General features: G+C 39.8%; 18 protein-coding genes and 1 other RNA gene. 9 read left to right on the top strand and 10 right to left on the bottom strand.

Annotated elements, in window-relative coordinates:
* The first annotated feature begins 53 nt into the window (after positions 1–53).
* Positions 54–413, top strand: a complete 360-nt coding sequence (gene bamE / locus HRQ85_RS22345) for an outer membrane protein assembly factor BamE (protein WP_009848326.1) — start codon at positions 54–56, stop codon at positions 411–413.
* A 167-nt stretch (positions 414–580) separates the two neighbouring features.
* On the opposite strand, the gene HRQ85_RS22340 is transcribed toward bamE, so the two are convergent.
* A complete protein-coding gene (locus tag HRQ85_RS22340) occupies positions 581–892 on the bottom strand; it encodes an RnfH family protein (RefSeq protein ID WP_004735158.1) in 312 nt (103 codons plus the stop codon).
* 3 nt (positions 893–895) lie between these two features.
* Positions 896–1,324: an SRPBCC family protein gene (locus HRQ85_RS22335; RefSeq protein WP_012603332.1), complete on the bottom strand. Its 429-nt coding sequence runs from the start codon at positions 1,322–1,324 to the stop codon at positions 896–898.
* Positions 1,325–1,443: 119 nt separating this feature from the next.
* On the opposite strand from HRQ85_RS22335, the gene smpB reads away from it, so the two are divergent.
* From smpB to HRQ85_RS22315, 4 genes are all read left to right on the top strand, one after another.
* Entirely contained in the window at positions 1,444–1,929 is a 486-nt protein-coding gene (gene smpB / locus HRQ85_RS22330; protein WP_004735156.1) for an SsrA-binding protein SmpB, read from the top strand.
* 66 nt (positions 1,930–1,995) lie between these two features.
* Positions 1,996–2,362: a transfer-messenger RNA gene (ssrA, locus tag HRQ85_RS22325) on the top strand.
* Positions 2,363–3,006: 644 nt separating this feature from the next.
* Positions 3,007–3,255, top strand: a complete 249-nt coding sequence (gene hipB / locus HRQ85_RS22320; RefSeq protein ID WP_017110259.1) for a type II toxin-antitoxin system antitoxin HipB — start codon at positions 3,007–3,009, stop codon at positions 3,253–3,255.
* Positions 3,255–4,571 carry a type II toxin-antitoxin system HipA family toxin gene (locus tag HRQ85_RS22315; protein ID WP_172380638.1) on the top strand — a complete coding sequence of 439 codons (1,317 nt, stop codon included), beginning with the start codon at positions 3,255–3,257 and terminating at the stop codon, positions 4,569–4,571. The genes hipB and HRQ85_RS22315 overlap by 1 nt, the downstream gene beginning before the upstream one ends.
* A gap of 130 nt (positions 4,572–4,701) precedes the next feature.
* Here HRQ85_RS22315 and HRQ85_RS22310 read toward each other — a convergent pair whose 3' ends face one another.
* From HRQ85_RS22310 to HRQ85_RS22295, 4 genes are all read right to left on the bottom strand, one after another.
* The gene (locus tag HRQ85_RS22310; RefSeq protein WP_172380637.1) at positions 4,702–6,591 is read right to left on the bottom strand and encodes an ATP-dependent zinc protease family protein; all 1,890 of its coding nucleotides are present in this window, start codon (positions 6,589–6,591) and stop codon (positions 4,702–4,704) included.
* A 305-nt stretch (positions 6,592–6,896) separates the two neighbouring features.
* Positions 6,897–7,706: a M15 family metallopeptidase gene (locus HRQ85_RS22305; RefSeq protein WP_172380636.1), complete on the bottom strand. Its 810-nt coding sequence runs from the start codon at positions 7,704–7,706 to the stop codon at positions 6,897–6,899.
* 99 nt (positions 7,707–7,805) lie between these two features.
* The gene (locus HRQ85_RS22300; protein WP_172380635.1) at positions 7,806–8,534 is read right to left on the bottom strand and encodes a DUF429 domain-containing protein; all 729 of its coding nucleotides are present in this window, start codon (positions 8,532–8,534) and stop codon (positions 7,806–7,808) included.
* A 45-nt stretch (positions 8,535–8,579) separates the two neighbouring features.
* Entirely contained in the window at positions 8,580–9,374 is a 795-nt protein-coding gene (locus HRQ85_RS22295; RefSeq protein WP_172380668.1) for a YeeE/YedE thiosulfate transporter family protein, read from the bottom strand.
* 187 nt (positions 9,375–9,561) lie between these two features.
* Between HRQ85_RS22295 and HRQ85_RS22290 the strand changes: the two genes are divergently transcribed.
* From HRQ85_RS22290 to HRQ85_RS22275, 4 genes are all read left to right on the top strand, one after another.
* Complete coding sequence (locus HRQ85_RS22290) at positions 9,562–10,089, top strand: hypothetical protein (protein WP_172380634.1); 528 nt, start codon at positions 9,562–9,564, stop codon at positions 10,087–10,089.
* 26 nt (positions 10,090–10,115) lie between these two features.
* Entirely contained in the window at positions 10,116–12,137 is a 2,022-nt protein-coding gene (locus HRQ85_RS22285; RefSeq protein WP_172380633.1) for a DNA phosphorothioation-associated putative methyltransferase, read from the top strand.
* 70 nt (positions 12,138–12,207) lie between these two features.
* A complete protein-coding gene (locus HRQ85_RS22280; protein ID WP_172380632.1) occupies positions 12,208–14,508 on the top strand; it encodes a DUF262 domain-containing protein in 2,301 nt (766 codons plus the stop codon).
* Positions 14,509–14,691: 183 nt separating this feature from the next.
* Positions 14,692–15,786 carry a cysteine desulfurase family protein gene (locus HRQ85_RS22275; protein WP_172380631.1) on the top strand — a complete coding sequence of 365 codons (1,095 nt, stop codon included), beginning with the start codon at positions 14,692–14,694 and terminating at the stop codon, positions 15,784–15,786.
* A 53-nt stretch (positions 15,787–15,839) separates the two neighbouring features.
* Here HRQ85_RS22275 and HRQ85_RS22270 read toward each other — a convergent pair whose 3' ends face one another.
* The 4 genes from HRQ85_RS22270 to HRQ85_RS22255 are packed head-to-tail and all read right to left on the bottom strand — an operon-like array spanning position 15,840 to position 20,777.
* On the bottom strand, positions 15,840–16,334 hold the full coding sequence (locus HRQ85_RS22270) for a hypothetical protein (RefSeq protein WP_172380630.1): 495 nt from the start codon (positions 16,332–16,334) through the stop codon (positions 15,840–15,842).
* The gene (locus tag HRQ85_RS22265; RefSeq protein ID WP_172380629.1) at positions 16,328–18,379 is read right to left on the bottom strand and encodes an AAA family ATPase; all 2,052 of its coding nucleotides are present in this window, start codon (positions 18,377–18,379) and stop codon (positions 16,328–16,330) included. The genes HRQ85_RS22270 and HRQ85_RS22265 overlap by 7 nt, the downstream gene beginning before the upstream one ends.
* Entirely contained in the window at positions 18,376–18,585 is a 210-nt protein-coding gene (locus HRQ85_RS22260; RefSeq protein ID WP_172380628.1) for a hypothetical protein, read from the bottom strand. Before HRQ85_RS22260 ends, HRQ85_RS22265 begins: the two co-directional genes overlap by 4 nt.
* Complete coding sequence (locus HRQ85_RS22255) at positions 18,582–20,777, bottom strand: DEAD/DEAH box helicase family protein (protein ID WP_172380627.1); 2,196 nt, start codon at positions 20,775–20,777, stop codon at positions 18,582–18,584. Before HRQ85_RS22255 ends, HRQ85_RS22260 begins: the two co-directional genes overlap by 4 nt.
* Positions 20,778–20,779 lie beyond the last annotated feature (2 nt).

The following is a 20,779-nucleotide window of genomic DNA, read 5'->3' as shown; positions in this document are numbered from 1 at the left end:
GCTGGAGCTTGTTTATTATCAGGCAGTATTTTAGCGAAGAAAGATCTCAAACTATGCGAATTAAAAAGTGGTTAGTTGCAGTTCCACTTGCACTAACAATGTTGACCGGTTGCTCTCTATTAGAGAAGTTGGTTTATCGAATTGACATCAATCAGGGTAACTATGTTGAACAGGAAGCTGTCGATCAGCTAAAGTTTGGCATGACAAAAACACAAGTTCGTTACGTTATGGGCTCACCTATGCTTATCGAAAATGGCTATCCAGATACGTGGTACTACATTTACCACCACCAAAAAGGCCATAACGACCCTATTCAGAAAAACCTTGTCGTGAACTTTGATGCCACTGGCACTCTAGTAACGATCAATGGTGATTTTGAAGCCAGTGATGAGTTCTTCGAAAGCCTTCGCTAGCTTTCCAGTCAACAAAGCTCTCAGTCGACAGAGCCAGAATCGCAAAAGCCTGCTCAATGAGCGGGCTTTTTAATATTCGCTAACAAATTAACTCACAGTGCCTAACTAACAGGCACAAAAAAGCTCGCCAATATAGCGAGCCTCTTCTTAGTCAAATTTGTTTGGTATTACGACTTAGCAGCCGCCGCTTTTGCTTGTTCAGCACGCTTACGGCGAATCTCTTTTGGATCAGCCAACAATGCGCGGTAGATTTCGATACGATCTTTATCGCGAACCGTCGCATCAAGCTTAACGTTACGACTGAACACGCCAACCTTATTTTTCGCTAAGTCGATCTCTGGATACAGTTCCAAAACACCAGACTGCGCAATAATCTCTTCAACGGTCGCGTTTTTGTTCACCACCAAGGTAAACACACGCTGTTCGTGCGGAAGTGCAAACACAACCTCTACGTGGATCATATCTGATTCAATAGTCATGGCTTAGTAAACCTGTTTCGCACGTTGAGTAAAAGCACTGACCATATTACTCGTCAGCTCATTGAAAACCTTACCAAATGCCATTTCAATCATTCGGCTAGAGAATTCAAACTCCAACTTAAGCTCAACCTTACACGCTTGATCGTCGAGCGGAGTGAAATACCAACCACCCTGCAGTTTCTTAAATGGGCCATCCACCAGCTCCATCAAGATCTCAGCGCCATCCGCTAAGCGGTTAGACGTAGTAAATGTTTTGCTGATACCGGCTTTAGATACATCAACCGAAGCCACCATAGCTGAATCTGAAGATTCGATCACACGTGAACCAGAACACCCTGGCAAAAACTCGTGATAACGAGCAACATCATTGACCAAGCTGAACATCTGGTCGGCACTAAACGACACTAATGCTGAACGAGTAACCTTTGGCATATAGACTCCTGTTAAAGACAGCGTTACATTAACACAAACTGCAATTTTAATTGTATTAGGCCAGAGCGCAAATAAAAAGGATTCCCCAACTAGGGCGCAATCCGTATAATGAGGCCATTATGGCAAAGAATAAATCAAAATCAAAAGCCGGTAGTAATACCATTGCGCTTAATAAGAAAGCTCGCCACGAATATTTCATCGATGATGAGATAGAAGCGGGGCTTGAGCTACAAGGTTGGGAAGTAAAATCCCTACGTGAAGGTAAAACCAATATCGCAGAAAGCTACGTCTACATCCGAGATGGCGAAGCATTCATCAGTGGTATGACGATCACTCCGCTGACTCAAGCGAGTACTCATATCGTGGCGAACCCAACACGTATCCGTAAACTCCTGATGTCGAGAAAAGAACTCGATAACCTTATCGGTCGTATTAACCGTGAAGGCATGACACTTGTCGCAACCGCACTTTACTGGTCTCGCTCTTGGGCGAAGATTAAAGTTGGCGTAGCGAAAGGTAAAAAGCTGCACGATAAACGTACTGATATGAAAGAAAAAGATTGGGCGAGAGATAAAGCACGAATTATGAAGAGTAATTTGCGTTAATTTTAAGCACTTAAACGCACAGTGCTAGACAGGGTAAGCTTTTCTGGTACTATGCAAATAACACTTGGGGCTGATTTAGGATTCGACAGGAATTTTGAAGTCTGAGGTGCATGCCGTGGGGCGGTTGGCCACGTTAAAAGCCGCAAAAAAATAGTCGCAAACGACGAAAACTACGCACTAGCAGCTTAATAACCTGCTCAGAGCTCTCTTACCCTAGCTTCCGCTCGTAAGACGGGGACCAATAAGAGATCAAACCCAAACTAGCTAGCGTGGCTTCTCCCACCTGAGAGGAAAAGCGCGAATTATAATTCAGGTTAGCCTTTAACTAGCGTGTCGGTTCGCAGGTTGCTGGTGAAATTAAAGATCGACTAAGCATGTAGTACCAATGATGAATGATTTTTGGACGCGGGTTCAACTCCCGCCAGCTCCACCAAACGTTTGGAAAGGGCGGTAACTCATTGAGTTATCGCCCTTTTTGTATTTATAATCATTAATTATGCTATTAGTACTAAAAGCAGGTACTAAACGCGCCACCTTTCACTCCCGGTAAAAGGTACCTTGCACTTTCGCTTTCAAGCTCCCTCTCGCTTTCAACACACCTTCAAAAGTCGTAAATAAATCAAACGCAACCTCCGCACATCCAGCTTGGATGATGATAATGCCTTGCGTCACCATTATTTATTTCTTAATCACCTGTGCTTTCACTCACAGTGTAAGTGCTTTTGATTGCCATAACTTTAGTTTCGAACCATCTCATTGCGCTTCAAAGTCAGTATTTCTAATCAACTTTGTGTGGCATATTTGATCTACTTACGTGTAACCATCATCTCACCTTACCCGCACGGATAATCGCTAGTCGACAGAAGAGCTTAGCGAAAAGTCCAACAAAGGCTGGTATCCACCTTCTTGCAATACCTCTTTAAGCTAAAGGCTTTAATAATCCTACTTTATCCTCTACAAGGTATATAGCTTGCAATATCCCCTATAAGGTATAAAGTTACATATATCCCTTTGTTGGGATAGCATGACCTATATCCTCTCATGGGGATGAAACCTCATAGTAAGGAGTGATAACTTGTGATTTATAGCCCACAACAATTAGCTAATACTTTACTGCTAATACGCCAAAAAAATAGGTGGACCCAATCTGAGCTGGCAAAAAAAGTAGGGATAAAACAAGCAACCATTTCGAACTTTGAAAATAGACCAGAAAAGGCCACTATTTCAACAATGTTCAAGCTCATCCAAGCATTAGATCTCACCCTTAAAATCGAACCCAAAGATGCAAAAAATAGTCAAAGCACTGTTGATGAGGAAGATTGGTAATGCAACAACTTAATACCTATATGAATGGTGAGTTGGTCGGTACTCTAACAAAGCAAAACAATGGCTCTCATGAGTTTAAATATAATGAGTCTTGGCTAAGTAGCGACAAATCTCGCCCATTATCTTTATCCCTTAAACTACAAATACCTACGCTAACTTCTGATGCCGTTATCAACTACTTTGACAACCTGCTACCAGACAATATTGCTATACGTAATAGGATTGTTGCACGCTATCAAACGGCTTCAAATCAACCTTTTGATCTTCTGAAAGAAATTGGCAAAGACAGCGTTGGTGCCATTGCTCTGCTCCCTCCAAGTCAACCCTATATCGAGAACAAACTGTCATACGAACTTCTTGATGAATCTCGGCTTGAAAAAATCTTAGCAGCCCATCATTCCGATATTCCATTAGGTATGATTAAGGAAGAAGATGATTTCCGAATATCGGTTGCTGGTGCTCAAGAAAAAACAGCATTGCTAAGGTTGAATGGAGATTGGTGTTTGCCTAAAGGGAATACACCTACAAGCCATATCATTAAGCTACCTATTGGTGAGATTAAGCAGCCCACCTCTATTCTAGATCTGACTGAAAGTGTCGAGAATGAGTTCATCTGTATTGAGTTAGCTAGAGAGTTGGGATTTGATGTTCCGACAGTCGAGATCATCACAACCCATAATTATAAAGCCATTGCTGTTGAACGTTTTGATAGACGTTGGATTAAGGATCGTACACACCTACTGCGCCTTCCTCAGGAAGATATCTGTCAAGCCAAAGGAATCCCTTCATCGATAAAATACGAAAGTGATGGAGGCCCCGGAATCGCCGATATTATGAAGCTACTTGAAGGCTCATCAAATGCACTGGAAGACAGATATAACTTCATGAAGTTTCAAGTTTTCCAATGGGCTATAGGCGCTATTGATGGGCATGCAAAAAACTATTCAATATTTATTGAAAAGCAAGGTAGTTATCGCTTAACACCATTTTATGACATTTTGTCTGCTTACCCTATCACGGGGAAAAAAGGACTAAACATCAGAAAATTAAAGTTAGCAATGGGATTAAAAGCTAGTCGTGGTAAGAAATACCAGATAAGCAAGATCTACTCTCGCCACTTTCTTGATACCGCCAATTCAGTTGGCTTTAATTCTGATAGCATGCAAAGCATATTGGATGACATGCAAACTGAATTACCCAAAGCAATTGAGCGCCTCGCCGCACGCTTGCCTGAAGATTTCCCAAAACACATAACCGAAGCTATCTTTGATAACTCTATTGCCATGCTTAACAAATTGAATTTGAGCAAGAACTAGATCATTTCCCTCTAGAGAAGATAGAGCTTGATGTGCTTTATAGAGCACTCAACAAAAAGCCACACACCCCAATACTGAAATGTGTGGCTGTTTAGAACTATTCTGATACGAACTTAGATAAGTTTAGGGATTACTCCATATCACCTAACAAGTAATCTTCATCGCTACTCACTACTGCGCCGTGCTTTAAGAAGTTCTTACCTAGGATCATGCTGTATTCGAAGCGAGAGCGGTCTTGAAGGTTTACCCTCACCTCTTTCTCTAGGTCTCCGAGCTTAACCTTCATTTCAACGACAGGGCGAATATTCACCTTCTCGCCTTTCTTGGCTTTGATGCGCATTACATCGATCACTGGCTTGGTGAAATCTTGCTTATCACCTTGGTTGTTTTGATAAGTAAAGCTCACCATGTCTTGGCCGTCTTTCTTAAATCGTTTGATGTTGACTGCGTTCATTGAGCTTACATCCGCACCAGTGTCGAGCTTCGCCGGGAACTTCATGCCGTTCACTTCTACTACTTCAATGTGCCCTACTTTAAAGAGCGGCTCAGCTTTCAGAAGGTAATCAGAACGCGTATTAACGTAAACGCCCTCTTTTGCCATCTTCTTACCTAAAATAAAGTACGCTTCTTTCTCATTTGTATTGAGCACGTCTATGGCAAACTCTTGCGTGCGCACTTTCTTTCCAGACACCGCAAACTCACCACTTACAACCGGACGAGTATCATCCCCGACTTTAAGCTTCTTAATAATTGGCTTGGTCACCTTCTGCTTCTCACCATTTACATCCGTAAGATAAAATTCAACGGAAGCATCTTTACCTTTACCTTTACCTGTCATTTCAAAACTGTCGACCTTCAGCAAAGGCGTATTGACAGTGAAAGAAGCCACAGCCTTAAGCGGGAAGTCATCTAGGGTGATGTCCTCTTCCGGCGAAATAATCATAGGCTCACCAGACTCAGCCACATCACTAAAATTCTCTGAACCTTCTGATAAAATATTCTCAGCACTGGTGTCAATCATGAAGAGTTCGCTGGCAGTGCTGGTTCCAAATCTCAACTGCGACTCACTACTCGAGCGCTCACGTAGGTACACTAGAACGTCTTTAGTCGTATTTTCATCGAGTTGAACAGGCACATACACCAAAGGTCTCTTCTTACCGCTCACGCTTAACATACGAACCAACGGCAACGTCATCTCTTTTGACTTACCGTCGTTGTCGAACATATCAAACGTCACTTCTTTGTTCTTTTTGTCTATGTCGATGTCTTTGGCATGCAAAATGCTGTAGCGGTTCTTTAAAGAGAAGGTCGCATTCATCGCCATTCCCGAGATAGACACCACCTCTTTACGGCCAACCACTGTTGCGTTCTCTTGCTCTTGTAAGTAGTCGTAGCCTGCAAACACCAGCGCGTTATCTGCAAGGAAGGTTTTGCCGATCAATACTGGCGCAGAGAAATGGCTTCTGTCGGTCAGGTTAACGTCTGTTTTTAATTCTTGATCTGCAATGGTGAGCGACATTTTTACGGTAGGACGAAGTAAAGGCGTGCTGCTAGTGCGGCTGCGTATCATGCTGACACGCTCTAAAGGCGCTTCGATTAATACCATATCTCCCGTGCGTGGGTTTTGGACCTTAAAAGAGACCACAGCTTCATATTTCGCAAAGGTGCTGCCATCCCAATCATCGTAATCAACATCGGAATTGTTCAACAGGTCTTCGGTTAACGCCGCCATCAACTCTTTGTCTTTGAGGTTTTGGTAGTCGGCATTAGAGCTCTTCACATGAATGTCTTCAGCATGCATAGAAGTGGTTTCTGCACCGGTATCAATTTTACCAATGAAAGGAACGTCTTTTAGCCCTTGAACGCTAGATAAGTACACGTTCTCAGTGCGACCTAATACCGACTTACCATCGAGTTCGTAAGTGGGATTTTGAGTAGTATGTGAAGTGTCAGTAGCCAAAGTGTATTGTGAAAAAAGTAGAGTGCTTAAAAGAGTTAGAGCCAAAGGTATCTTTTTCATTAGTTGGTCCGTTGTGATCAGTTAACTAATAATACTGGCGTTTCAGCGAAGAGTTCCCCCACCAGCAATGGTTCTCACATAACGTTAACGCTATGAGTTTTTCAATGACAAACCGATGACTTTGCGCTGCATTCGCTTATCGATTATTGACTAATGGATACCCAATAACCTTTTCAATGCTCGGTGTTCTATTGAAGAAATGAATACAAAAAAGGCCAACGACGAGCGCTGACCTTAGCTATTCAAAACACACCTGAAGCGAGTTTAACTTGCTAAAACACAAACGGTTCTAGATAAACATAGCACTAAAAAGTCCCGACTGTTTTCTTTGCGCAGATAGCCCGAGCTTTTTCTGCGTCCTCACCTTTATTTTTGAGATAGCACTGTCGATAAGATTCGACGTAGCCCTCAAATAACACCTTGGCTTCAGGTTGTGGTTTAGAGAGCAGTTGGCTAACGAACTTTCTTGATCCAACCTCAAAATGCTGAGTATCGATTGGGCTATTCCAATCCCCTCCCCAGATCATAAATCCGTGATGGGCAAACAGCTCCACCACATCTTCAGCCATGCCGCGGCGTTCTATTTCATCACGCGCACGAAAGCGAGTACGGTTCACATAGCTTGTCGCAGATTGTGAAGGCTTTACCGTTATTCTTCCGTTGCTATCGAACTCTAAGAAAGGGTTTTGAACTGGGTTGATGTCTATCGCCACACCATAGGCATGCTTCGACCAACCTCCTCCGCCGGTAATAGGACGAGCATTAAACGCGCTGCTGTTGTTCGCGTCCATTGAGGCGTTATCATCACCTCTGAATTCACGCATAAGGCGAGCAGAATGAAGAGGGAAATTACGCTGTTTGAGTTCTGAAAAGATTTGTTCAACCGCAGGTGCAACCACATCAAGCACGATCATATTGCCCTGTTGCGTTTCCCCTTTGAAATTAATGAAGTCGAAATCCACTTTGGATAGTCGCTCACAACCAACAGGCGCACCACTACTCAAGACATTGTTCTTTTTCATCATGTCGCATTGCCATTGAGATATAGGGGCAACTTGGGCATAACTCGCAGCACTGAGCACAGTGGCCAGCCAGCCGACAATAAAACGTTTCATATCAAAAACTCAAAAATAGTAAGAGTGAAAAGTAGCAGATGTTGGAAAATCGCATAAGTTAGAAAGTAACATATTAAGCCAAGTGGAGCGCACGCTTTGTTAGCGCGTTTTGTTCCAATAGACAATCTCTCGAACTCGTCCATTCTGGTCGACATCCACTTTTCCACCAACATCAGAAAGCTCAGGTAAGGTCGATAATTGCGGAGCGTTATAGGCAACTAACATCAATACAAATGCATCATAGATATCGTCTATCGCAACGTCTTTACGTTTAGTGTTTGAAATGGCCAACGACAAGCCTTCACACCATTGAGGGGCGAGTTGCTGAATAATAGAAAGCCGTTCCTCTTTGCCCTCTTGCGTTCGTTTTGAAAACGTCAGCGGTTCGCCCTTCAAAGCTGCAAACACCACCTCTGGATGTGATTCCCTGATAGAAAGACTGGGGTAAGATTCAATGAGCTCATCAAGCTCGCGGATCTTGGGCACTATTCCCCAAGTCTGTTTAGAAAACTTCTTATCAAGCTGCTCCACATTGGCACTGCACGCCGCAACGTAATCGGTTTGGTAAACCGCCTCTCGGCACGGAACAGGAAACACGGAAGAGCCACGCTTGCTGGTGAGAAAACGCCTTGCCGCTTTATCGCATAATCTATCTGGAGTAAGCGAATCGCTAAAGCCAATAGGCATGTCGATTAACGTTGTTGCTTCGGTAAGATCACCAACCAACTCATCGAGCGTCTTTACCACCTTCAACTCAGGAACCTCACTGTCAGAGAAAATCCAAGCGATCCACCCCGCCTTGCAGCCATCAATTCCGATGTATTTCATTGTGTTCTCAAATTGCAAACTTACACTAGCTTGTACTGTCGCTAACTATCGGCTTTGAATCAACTTAACTCCGGTATATATACCAACAATGATACTCAACACAGAAAAAACACCCGCCAGAGAAAGTACAGGCATCGCTACCAACAGCTGAGTATCGTTCCCTCCACCAGCCATCACAGCGCCAAGCCCCATAAGCACACCAGCAACCAAATGTTTACCCAATCGACGTATAGGGCTTAACCTCAGTGAAAACGACCCAGTAAATAACGCGGCGCTAACCATTCCAACTAACAGCGAGATCATCAAGATAAAACGCTCGCTGCTTGGCCAATCTTCAGCTTTACTGTGCCAAAGAGAAGTCCCCATAGATTTCAATAAACCACTTGGCGTCCAGTGTGGTTCATAAAGGAATACAAAACCTGCCATTAAGCCAATTCCCAGCATTGATAACCATAACTTACGATTTACCGCATTCATGAAATAGCAACTCACCACAATAATGAACGAAATGCTCCCAAGGAATGCATAGCGAGAAAAATCAGACAATACCAATTTATCTCCCTTTAACTCGTTAGGTAAAACGGGAGCAAATAACAACCAAGCAACAAACCACCCTAATATCGTCGCCAACATCACAACTTCGCCACGAGCTAAACGGCTTACGGTAGATACCCCGCAACCACTATTAATTGCCGCTCCAATACCAAACAGAAAACCACCAAACAGAGAAAACAGACTCGGCCAAAAAGCGGTGGATAAAAGCCGCCCTTCTACGACAGAGCCAAGAGCCATAGAAACCCAAGCCAGCGAACCACTAAACACAATCGCGATGATGAACATCGGTGATCCGTTTATTGCCTCCTTCACTCCTCTCACCATACAAAGGCCCGTAGTTTGGGCAAGATACCCCAACAAAAAGATGCAGAGTAAAGCGAGAATAAACAACATACATAGCCCCCGAATTGCATTGATTTTACTGCTGTCGTTCGTTAAATATAGTAGCAACCTAGAACCCTAAGGACAGAAAATGCACCACAAGCTTATTGATTGGCATAAGTCTAGGCATCCTAATTACTTAGGAGACAACAAGGTTAATAAACTTTCTGCCACTGAGCTTCGGTGTTTAGTGGTTCAAATTTTACAGCCTATCGAACACTCACTAGGAGAGGTAACGGTGACCTATGGTTATACAAGCCATCCTCTTTTAAGGTGGATATTGAAAAATAGCCCTGGAGATATGGCGCCAGATATTGACCAACATGCCGCTATGGAACTCAACTCCCGGGATAGCCGTATCTGTAAGCGCAATGGGGCTGCATGTGATATTTATGTTGAAGGGTATGAGCAACGTATGGATGAAGTCGCTCGATTTATCTGCACGCATTTAGAGTTCGACCGACTCTATTTTTATGGCAAAGATAAACCTCTGCATATTAGCGTTGGGGCTGATAATTCAAAATATGCCCTTATCCGACAACGCCGAAGTGATGGGCTTCGCGTAAACACAAAAAGTGCAAAAGGCAGCGCCACACAGGCATTGTTTGATGATTTATAATCTTCAAAAACACCTAAGGAATAGGAATGAACGAAGAGCTATTTGCTGAACTTACCTCTCAAATAAAAGTTGGAAAACAACTTCCCGATGCCATTTATCTTCATAAAGACGCATTCAGCGCATTGCCTAAAGCATTAACACAGTTCATTCCCGCCGTAGCAAAAGCCGTTAACTTAGATGAAGAAGAGTGGAACCTCGTTAAGCTGTTTAAAAAAGAGTTCCGTTTATCTCTTCTTAATTACCCTGATTTTTATACTGACTCCTATCCCGCATTAGAACAAAGCCTCAATGTCGATCTCTCTAAACTAAGCCACAAAATTACAGGCTATCGCGAATCTGAAAACCCGCCGATCTTACATAGAAAAGAAACCATGGTTTTGCCAACAAGTGAATATTACGAACACTTCGTTTCACTCACACAAGAAGGCGAAAATGCAGGCCTGTACGAAAACAGCCGTTTGATTGGTTTTAAACGTTCTTGGGAAAACCTAATAGCACGCCATGGTTACGAGCTTGTCGATGGTCGACTATTCCGATGTTCCTCTGTGACAACGCAAGAAGAGGCTGGAATTGATAGGCACAGAACAGCCATAGTGCGTCATGAACTCTCCGCACCAATGAAGACTCTCGTTAAACATGGTTACTTAAAAGGCGAGCACTCAATTTTCGATTACGGCTGCGGCCGCGGAGACGATTTAAGAGAGCTCGAAGCACATGGCCTCGACGCTCTGGGTTGGGATCCGAACTTTCAACCCGACAACGACAAATCCAATTCTGATATCGTAAACATAGGGTTTGTTCTTAACGTAATAGAAGATCAAGATGAAAGACTCGATGCCCTACTAGGCGCATGGGAGCTAGCAGATAAATTTCTGGTGGTTTCTGTCATGCTAGCCAACGAAAACTACATTGCTCAGTTCAAACCTTATAAGGATGGGGTCATCACCTCTCGTAACACCTTCCAAAAATACTATGCGCAATCAGAGATCAAAGCGTACATAGAGAGAAGCCTACAAGAAGACGCCATTACCGTCGCGCCTGGTATTTTCTATATCTTCAAAGACAAATTGGAAGAGCAACAGTACCTGCAGAGTAAATACAAACGCCACCATAAATGGCAGCAGCTGACTTCGCCAGAGCCTATTGAAGCCAAAGACAAAGCCAAACTGCTTATTACCCAGCATCAAGACTTGTTTAATGACTTTTGGAACACCTGCTTAGAGCTAGGGCGTATTCCTGCCAATGATGAATTTGAACAATCTGACAAAATTCGAGAGTTAATAGGCTCACACAGAAAAACCTTTAACTTACTGCAAGAGATGTTTGATACCCAAGAGTTTGAACAAGCAGAAAAAAGCCGAAAAGAAGATCTTCTCCTCTACTTTGCTATGGGACTGTTTGAGAAAAGAAAACCCTATACACAGCAACCAGAACCCCTTAAGCGCGACATCAAAGCCTTGTTTGATGATTACAAAACCGCGATCAACCTGGCTGCAGAATTACTGTTCGCGATTGCAGACACCAACTTAATTCATCAGCAGTGCGAGAAAGCACACGGCCTACTTCCGGCAAGCCTTCTTAATAAAGGGCACTCATTGATCCTACATCGAGACTTTATCGATGATTTACCACTACTGCTGCGAGTCTACGTTGGTGCAGGGTTGCAAATGTATGGCGAACTGGATGAAGAAATAGACCTAATTAAAATTCATATCACATCCGGGAAACTCACCCTGACCGCTTATGATGACTTTGAAAAATCGGTGCCTTTCTTAGTAGAACGCATAAAAATCAAGATGGCCGACCAAGACATCGACTTCTTCGACTACGTCAATGAAGATCGCAGGCCGCCACTGCTAAACAAAAGTAAACTACTCGAAACTAGTAATAAAAACTATGAGAAACAAAAGAGTCTAGATCGAAGGTTGGCGAAACTAATGCAGCACGAAGTTGATTGTGAAGTAAATTATCAACGTTCCGTATGGCAAGGGTTACTAACTAGTAAAAACAAAAAAATCAGTAGCTATAGGATTTTAAATTTAGAATAATCAATGCATTAAGCTTATACAGCATGATACACTTATAGTCTTAAAAAACGTCCACCTCTAGGAGCTTCTTTTGCTGATTAATATTCAAAATATATTTAATGCAGAGTCAAGAGATATTCAATCTCTATTCAACCCAAAACCTGGAGTTGGATTTTTTATACCTATTTATCAGCGTCAATATACTTGGGGGAAGAAGAATATTGATCGCATGATGGAAGACCTACGTTCATGTATCGAGCGTTTAAAGGAATACGAAGACTCTGTAACCTTCATTGGAACTGTTATTACAGTTGCGAATAATGAAGGAGTAGCGAAGCACGACAGTCTAATCAATGAGCTGCCAACACAAGTGCATCACGTCATAGATGGACAACAGAGACTGACGACCTACTCAGTTATCTTAATGGCGTACTATTCTCTGCTTGACGAGGTAAACTTACACTACAAAAAAGATATAATGCCTAACCTTTCAACTCCGTTGAAAAGATGGATTAACAGTAAAGTTAGTGAAATACAAAAAACAATTAAAAATAGCCTTTCAATCGAGATGGGCGACGAAAGTGACCCGGATTACAAGTTTTATCCAAAAATTACTCGGGCGGATGGAGACTCTTGGTCAAAGTATGAAGATGATGCCGCTTATCAATCTCCAATAGCTGCATTTTCCCACCAGTTTATCAAACACCACATAGCACATTCGAGCAATAGTGATAAATTTACAATAGCAACTCCAGTAAATGAGCTCCACAAATCTGTGAGTGAAAACTATAAACAAATCCGAGATGAATTAGTAACACTATCCGAAAGTGAAGAGCTTATTAGTGTCTCTTCGATTAATCAATCTGATAAAATTTTGTCCAGATTTTTAAACGCTAACTCAGGTTTCCCAGCAGAACTTACGGAATCTGAAGTACTGTGTGCTAGTGAAATAATTAGAACCGTGATGCTAGGTAATTTTATCTTGAAGCGGGTCATAGCTACATTTGTTGAAGTATCCGATGACAATTATGCTTTTGATATGTTTGAAGCTCTTAACACAACAGGAGAACCTCTTACTGCATTTGAAACTTTTAAACCCAAGGTTGTAGAGTATTGCAATAGTCAATACGCTAGCAGTAGCCATGTTGTTGACTATCAACAGACAGCTGAAGGTAAAGAGCTGAACAAAGCAGAAGCGCTACTTGGTAGATACAAAAAGGCAGAGGAAAAACATAAAAAGACTACAGCGTTATTTCAAGCGTTTCGTTTAGCCTACGATGCAAAATCATTGAGCGGTCATTTAAGTGAACAGCGCCGCTATATCAACAACGCTTTTGAACAGTGCACGGAGAAATTTTCGTTCATTCAACTATTGAGCTCTACAAGTGAATTTATTTTCGAAGTATGGGAAAACTCAGAACCTAGCTTAGTCCCGCAATCTTGTTTAGCAAACATGACTAATCCAGCAGAGATAAAAAGCTTAATTCTAAATCCTAGACTCGAAACAGCTAACTTTTGTATTAAAGTTCTAAAATCAGCAAACCATAAGATCGTATGCGGGTTATTTGCCGATTTTTACAATCAATTCAAAATCGATAATTATTCTATTGATGGGTTAGAAAAGCTGATCGATATTATTCTTGCAACTACAAGCTTCTTCGTGCGATATCGAGCGTTTAGTTCTGGTACTGATGGTATAGACAATGTTTATCGTGAAATCCTAGGAAAAAGCATATCTAACACTAAAGCACCATACCGAAATACTGCTGATATCATTGAACAAATGAATAAAATGCTAATTGAAAAAGGCCGTGGTGACGAAGAAAGGTGGGTTAAAGAAGTAAAATCACAAGACCTATACAAAAACCGCAAAGACCTTTCTAAACTAATGCTTTTGATGGCTTTTGAAAACAGTACTTATGATGAATCGAATATTGGTCACCTTTGTAATGGAACAGACTCATTAGATAGCTATTTACGATTAAAAGTTTGGTCTGAGTTCAACAGCGTAGAGCATGTATGGCCTCAAACACCAGACACATCTTGGCCTGAAAGCTTGGATACAACTCTCCACTTAAACACTATAGGCAACTTATCAATCCTACCTATTTCTGAAAATAGTATTCTTGGGAACAAACCTTGGCCTGACAAAAAATCAATTTATGAAATTCTTGCAGAAAAAAGTAGTGAATCAAAGAGCACGTTAATTTCAGAAGCTGTATCAAGGAATGTTCTAACACAAAATCAAGGTCGAATCTTAAAAGATCTATCCGTACTTCATCCTCATATCATAGCTATATCTCGATGTGAGTTGTGGGATGATGTTTATGTCAGTCAACGCGCTGAAAACCTTCTAAAGCGAGTATGGTCAGCAACTGAGAAATGGTTGTAGTACTTTATAGTTGAGAGGCTATAACAAAGCCTCTCGACTTTACCTTTATCGCCTTGTTTTGAATCGCTTCTTTCAGTCGCTGTTAAACGATTTAGCCAAATTCATTTCCCTCAAAAAAACCACTTGCAGCATAACGTCATCAATTATACTGTTTCCTCTACGGAACTGACTCAAGTAAATACTATGTACCTAGACTATCTCGCAAGCACACCACTTCACCCAGAAGCTCTACAGGCCATGACTACTGCATTTCGGGACGTTTATGCAAACCCGTCATCTGATCACACGTGTGGTAAGCACTCTCAAGATTTACTTAAAGATTGCCAAAGAACTATTGCAGATAAAATTGGCGCAGAAGCTAGCGAAATCATATTTACTTCAGGTGCAACTGAAAGTAACAACCTTGCTATAAAAGGTTTAGCTGAGTTAAACTCGCACCGTGGAAAACACTTAATAACAAGCCAAATAGAACATAGTTGTGTTCTGAGCATATTTTCTTTTCTTGAAAAGCAAGGCTTTGAAGTCACTTACTTGGAACCTAACCACATGGGTATCCATACTGCTCAGCAGATCGAACAGGCAATAAAAGAAGATACGATCCTTGTTAGTATCATGCATGTTAATAATGAGCTCGGTACGATTAATCCGATTAGAGATATAGGAGCTCTCTGTTTTAGGAAGGGCGTAACTTTTCATTCTGATGCAGCTCAATCAATTGCAAAATTAGACATTGATGTTGTCGACGATTATATCGATGCTCTATCTGCATCAGCACACAAATTTGGCGGACCAAAAGGTATTGGCTTCTTATACTTGAGGGAAGCTAGACTGCTCAGTATAGAACCAGTCATACACGGCTCAGGGCAGCAAATAGGATTGCGTGGCGGAACGATACCTACTCCATTAATTGTAGGTATGGCTGCTGCTATAGAATCGTTCAAGTTTGAACAGACTTACTTGGAAAGTCTTCGACATGAGTTTTTAGCGACTCTAGATCGCCAAAATATTAAATATAAAATAAATGGAGCTAACACACTCAGCAATGTAATTAACCTTACATTTGAGTGTGATGAAGATTACGCGAAGTACACATCTCAAAAAGGGATCTGTGTTTCACAAGGCTCTGCATGTAATTCACAACACGTAGAGCCTTCACATGTTCTTACAGCAATGAATGTAAGCGCTAAGGATTCATTTAATTCTGTAAGAATATCCTTTTATAACGACACTCTTATTAGTTCATTAGATTATTTAAATTCAAACATTCAAATAGAATAACAAAAGCACTATCAAGGGGTATAATCATATTACCCCCTAAATAAACTAAGGACTTAGAACGAAGAAATATCCAAATCGCCCTTATTATTGAAATTATTAGAATCTAGTTCCAACATGTAATTAATAATAACATCAGGGTTATTATTTGAATCTTTTAACCAGCTAGATATTATAGAAAGACCACCATTAGAATATTTTTCAAAGATATCGATTGCCTTATCTACTTGTTCAGCTCGAAGAACATCCATAGTTTTCTCTTCATACATTGCAATTAAAAATATCAATCCATGCTGACCTAAGCTACGGTCATTACCAACACTTCCTTTACCAGAGTAGGTTTTTAATGTAATACCATTAGAAGTTGATTCTTTATCAATACTTTCTTTTACACCTTCTTTCAGGCCTAAAAGTGCACTAAATATCATGAGGTCTTTTAAATACTTAAATGCTGGAGCGTTTGACTTAGTCACCAAAGTATCTTCTATATGTTTATACTTCTTATTTCTACGTACATTCTTGTCGAGATCTTCAAGACTCAAATCTAGCATGGAACCTCCATTTCTATAATTTCAGAATATGACTTTTCAGCATCATAAGCATTCAATATGTACTCTTTACCCAACACTTTTATAGAATCTATTTTTTTATCACCTTTGTTTGAGTTTTCATGTAGTTTTATATAATATTCTTTACCTACGCTAGATCTGATATTAGACTCGACTTCCCCCTCCCAGTGACTAGAAGATAGAAATAAGACCACTTGCCTTGCATATGAAGGCAAAATATTAGCAACGTGACCTCTGTATGTTTTATCAAGCTCTCCAAAAGGTGCATCAATAACAAAAGGAGCTGTAGTACCAGGTAATAAAATACCGCCTTTAGCATTGAGCCTATTTTCAGCATGTTTGATTAATGAAGCTGTAAACACCATATTTAGCAATAATCTTTGCCCATCACTTAAATTAACAGTTTTTTTATAAGCATTAACAAGAGATACTGAAAAATCAGATTCAAGCCTAACACTATAATCATTTCTCAAGAATTTTTTAATGTTATCACTTACTAATTTCAGTAATACGTTTCTTGTATCTTTTTCAGTATTAGTTAAAACATCACTAATTTTCTTACATAACAAATCTACAGCTGATTGTTGCTCTTCTAATGCAATTTTCTGATGGTCATTATTACTATGTTTGGAACGCTCAATTTTCAACCTATGCAACCTTTTTCTTGCTTCCTCAAGCCTCCCTTCAGATTTTCCTAATTCATGTATGTTATGGCGTAACGATTTTTCCTTTTCTCTTCTTGATAAGTTTGCAATCTTAGCCGCTTCAATAACTGAATCAGGGTCACCTTCAAATTTATCAAATGCGCGCTCTATTCTATCTTTCGCCCTATCGTATTCATCTTGCTTAGAAAATGCCTCTTTTTCTTTATTAATTGCCTTTGTTAAACTCGAGAAAGCCCCTGAATGGTCATCGCTCAATTTTTGCGCCCAAGCTTTTACATTAAATACTCTTGATTGTAATTGAGGGTCTACTGCTTTATTCAACAAACTCTCTATTTTAAGTCTTGCTTCAGTACCGTCTTCAATGCTGTTACCACATATACAGAGTTTTTCTTTTAATATGTCATCAATTAACGTTTTATTATAGGGCTCTGGTAACCTTCCTTTCAGCTGTGACTCGTCTATATAATCAAAAACTTTTTCACCAAACTCTTTACCAAACACGCTCCAGCCAAACTCACCAATGAGTGCATTTTTACTACGTCTATTACTCTCTATCTCGTTATTGTTTTTTGTAATCTTTGCTTCAATATTTATTCTTTCTGAGCGAAGACTTTCAACTGCAGCAGAGTCTAAACCTTTAAGTTTTTCATCAATATTTGATATATCTATTTCTGCGTTATTGATATTGTCATTCAGATTTATGATTTTTGATTCCAACATCTTAATCTCTTCATCTGAATTAGAAATATCCGTTGATATTTTTAATAAAGCAGTATTCTCGTTATTAAGCATTGAAATCTGCTTATTATAATCCTTAGATATATCTGATAAGTCTGAAATTGCTTGTGTTGCAGGCCTAAATCCTAGTATATCCTTAATAGCTATCTGAGTATTTGATACCTTACCTTTTTTTAATGCCGAGCTTCCTTCTCCTTGGAAAAAGAAATATTCAGACATTTCTGGCGGCAATACTGTATTGACAAACTCTTGAGCTTTTTTTTCTCCTAAGCTTTGACCTAATAAACTATCCCTATCAACAATAGGATAGACGTCAAAGCCGTTAGGTGTTCTCACAGCTCGAAAGTGATCGTTTTCAGTTGTAATAAAGTCAACTTCCACTTTAATTAAGCTTTGTTTTGATTCATCTGCAGCTTGATGATTTAAAAGATCACCTGAATTAATAAAATTATCAGTAAATGTTTTAAATAAACACCATTTAATAGCATTTAAAAGAGCTGTTTTACCAACTCCATTCTCAGCATGTATTAATGTTACGTTTTTTTCCTTATCTATCGAGAAGTTAACAACTTGCTCTCCATAAAACTGGCGATAGTTTTTAAGTTTTACACACTTTATAATCATGAATCTTCCAATATTTTTTTATAGTTTTTAATTATTACTTTTTTTATATCTGGCTTTCTAGACTTAGAGTTTCCATAAATAAAATCTTTTTCAATTTTCATTATTTCATTTATAACTCTATTTACTGTGTGACTTTCTCGTTCTAAAATCTCATCTTCAGCCTCAGAAACAGCTGCTTTGAAGATATCACTAATATTACTGGTCAAATTAAACACTCCAACTCATCTAAATTAATATTATGTTCACTTAATAGTTCTCTAATATAAATATTTATTTCTGCTGAATTCAAAGCAAGAGTATTAGACTCAACAACTCGACTAAATTCCGACTTCAATAAGGATTTACCATATCCAGCATCCATAATATCTTGTGATGGGATAATGAGAAAATCGTGTATGTCAGCAGAGAGCTTACCAGGTGATTTTCTTAGTATACGCCCCCGTCTTTGTATGTATTGTCTAGGGTTTTTACTACTAGCTAAAATAAATGCTCTCTTACAAACGGGTACATCAATCCCTTCATCAAGTACCTTTATTGCAATTAGTGCATCGATTGCACCATCCTTGAAAGATTTCATTATTTGATGCCTTGCGAGTTTCCCTTCGGTTGACGTAAACTTTTGATTAGTCCAACCAAGTTTATTAACTAAACTTGATACCACATCAACTTGCCTTCTATTTTCTTGGTTATCAATATCTACGTAACCATCACCACAATATACTAAGCTATGACACTTATCATCTTTTGGTATTTTTGACATTGCTATTTTTAATGCATCTAACTTATTATCCAAATTAGCTAACAACCGAGACCGAGCACTAAGTAAGCTAGATAAGTTAGACTGCTCTGAGTCCAAGCTTTCTCCCATAGCAAACTTATGACCAATTTCTTTACTTAAATTTATGTATTCTTCACTTTCATTTTCATTCAGAAAAACAGGGTGGATAAAATACTTATAAGGCGTTAATACATCATCTCGTAGTGCGTCACCTAGATCGTAAGTAGAAACCACTTCACCATAATAGTTCGATAGAATTTGTTTCCTTTCATCAGAATACTCAATAAGTGAATCCTCTTCATAATACGGTGTCGCCGATAGTCCCATGCGAAATGAAGAGTTTGGTAAAGCCTTTGCTAGTCCTAATGAAGAATGATGATGACACTCATCCCCGATAAAAAATTGATAGGTTATTTTATCGATCTTACTTATATATTCTTGAAACACTTCCTTTCTTAGCGTTTTATTTATGACAACTAAACATACATTATCAATCGCTTCAGTAATTAGCTGTTGCTGTGCCTTATTAAGTTCACTTTTCCACTTAGAGGAAGATCTATAACACTTTATAGGATCAAAACCAAAAACCCTCAAAATATCAACCCATTGCTCTGCAAGGTTATCATATGGAACAGCTACTACTAGAGAAAACTTCTGCCCTTTAGTCTTAAGCATGTTATAGAGGCGAACTGCACACGAAATTGATGTTATTGTCTTTCCGGCCCCTGTAGCAAGCTTTAGTATCCCTCTTATACCATTCTGTTCGGAACCAATTTTCTTCCAGTTTTCTATTGCTTCTAATTGATGTTTTTTCAACTCAAAAGGTATATCATTCAGAAGCTTGGGGATATTTGGGCCTGCTCGCTTCTGATTTCTTTCGAATATTTCAAGTTTCAACTCTTCATCTAGGCTAAACTCACTTGGAGTTTTTTTTGCATTTTTTGTTATTTTTTCGTATAGAGAGGAAGATACATCAAAAGTAATCGTATCATCCTCTTCATTGTCCCATAGCCGTTGAAATCCATAAGTAAATGGCTTTGTATATTCATTGAAAATTTCTTCTGGTGCCTTCCAATTAGCGAAAACCATTATGCTTTCAAAGTTTTTACTCGACGCATTAGCAAATTCTGTTTCATTTGCCGAGCCTTGAAATACGACTTCATTTCCAGCATCGTCCGAAAACCTCCCTATTTTCTCGTGATACATTCCTGTTCGTCTTAGTGCAAACTTAATTTCCAGTTGACCATTTAGAATAAGGAACTTAAAAACCTCTAATCGATGAATTGAAGACTTCGTATCTAAGCTATTTACAATTTCCTCATACTTATTCTCTAAAAATGATTCTACTTCTCCAAAGTCTTCACTTTCTTTTACTATATTAAACTCATCCGAACTCAATGGATGGCCAATAATAAGCCTCATCTTTCCATTATTATAGACAAAACCAGAGAGACCTTTCAGAGCCTCATAAAACAAGCTACTAGAGAAATAGCCTACAGCACGGTCATATGATGAAGATGCATGCAGACAAGGAATATAAAAGTCTTCTAAAAGTGAGTCGTTATTACTTCTATATACTGACTTTAAAAGTATTTCATTTAACAGATTAGTATAAGACAAGG

Origin of the sequence: Vibrio sp. Vb339, from assembly GCF_902751245.1 — a bacterium.
Taxonomy (GTDB): Bacteria; Pseudomonadota; Gammaproteobacteria; order Enterobacterales; family Vibrionaceae; genus Vibrio; species Vibrio coralliirubri.
The sequence above is the reverse complement of the archived record's forward strand: the minus strand, read 5'-3'. Positions and strand labels throughout refer to the sequence as shown.

Coding starts and splice junctions, on each gene's coding strand:
- HRQ85_RS22265 (WP_172380629.1), bottom strand. CDS start 18,379: ATGATTATAAAGTGTGTAAAACTTAAAAACTATCGCCAGTTTTATGGA.
- HRQ85_RS22310 (WP_172380637.1), bottom strand. CDS start 6,591: ATGAAAAAGATACCTTTGGCTCTAACTCTTTTAAGCACTCTACTTTTT.
- HRQ85_RS22270 (WP_172380630.1), bottom strand. CDS start 16,334: ATGCTAGATTTGAGTCTTGAAGATCTCGACAAGAATGTACGTAGAAAT.
- HRQ85_RS22275 (WP_172380631.1), top strand. CDS start 14,692: ATGTACCTAGACTATCTCGCAAGCACACCACTTCACCCAGAAGCTCTA.
- HRQ85_RS22285 (WP_172380633.1), top strand. CDS start 10,116: ATGAACGAAGAGCTATTTGCTGAACTTACCTCTCAAATAAAAGTTGGA.
- HRQ85_RS22290 (WP_172380634.1), top strand. CDS start 9,562: ATGCACCACAAGCTTATTGATTGGCATAAGTCTAGGCATCCTAATTAC.
- smpB (WP_004735156.1), top strand. CDS start 1,444: ATGGCAAAGAATAAATCAAAATCAAAAGCCGGTAGTAATACCATTGCG.
- HRQ85_RS22340 (WP_004735158.1), bottom strand. CDS start 892: ATGACTATTGAATCAGATATGATCCACGTAGAGGTTGTGTTTGCACTT.
- HRQ85_RS22300 (WP_172380635.1), bottom strand. CDS start 8,534: ATGAAATACATCGGAATTGATGGCTGCAAGGCGGGGTGGATCGCTTGG.
- HRQ85_RS22305 (WP_172380636.1), bottom strand. CDS start 7,706: ATGAAACGTTTTATTGTCGGCTGGCTGGCCACTGTGCTCAGTGCTGCG.
- HRQ85_RS22295 (WP_172380668.1), bottom strand. CDS start 9,374: ATGTTCATCATCGCGATTGTGTTTAGTGGTTCGCTGGCTTGGGTTTCT.
- HRQ85_RS22315 (WP_172380638.1), top strand. CDS start 3,255: ATGCAACAACTTAATACCTATATGAATGGTGAGTTGGTCGGTACTCTA.
- bamE (WP_009848326.1), top strand. CDS start 54: ATGCGAATTAAAAAGTGGTTAGTTGCAGTTCCACTTGCACTAACAATG.
- HRQ85_RS22335 (WP_012603332.1), bottom strand. CDS start 1,324: ATGCCAAAGGTTACTCGTTCAGCATTAGTGTCGTTTAGTGCCGACCAG.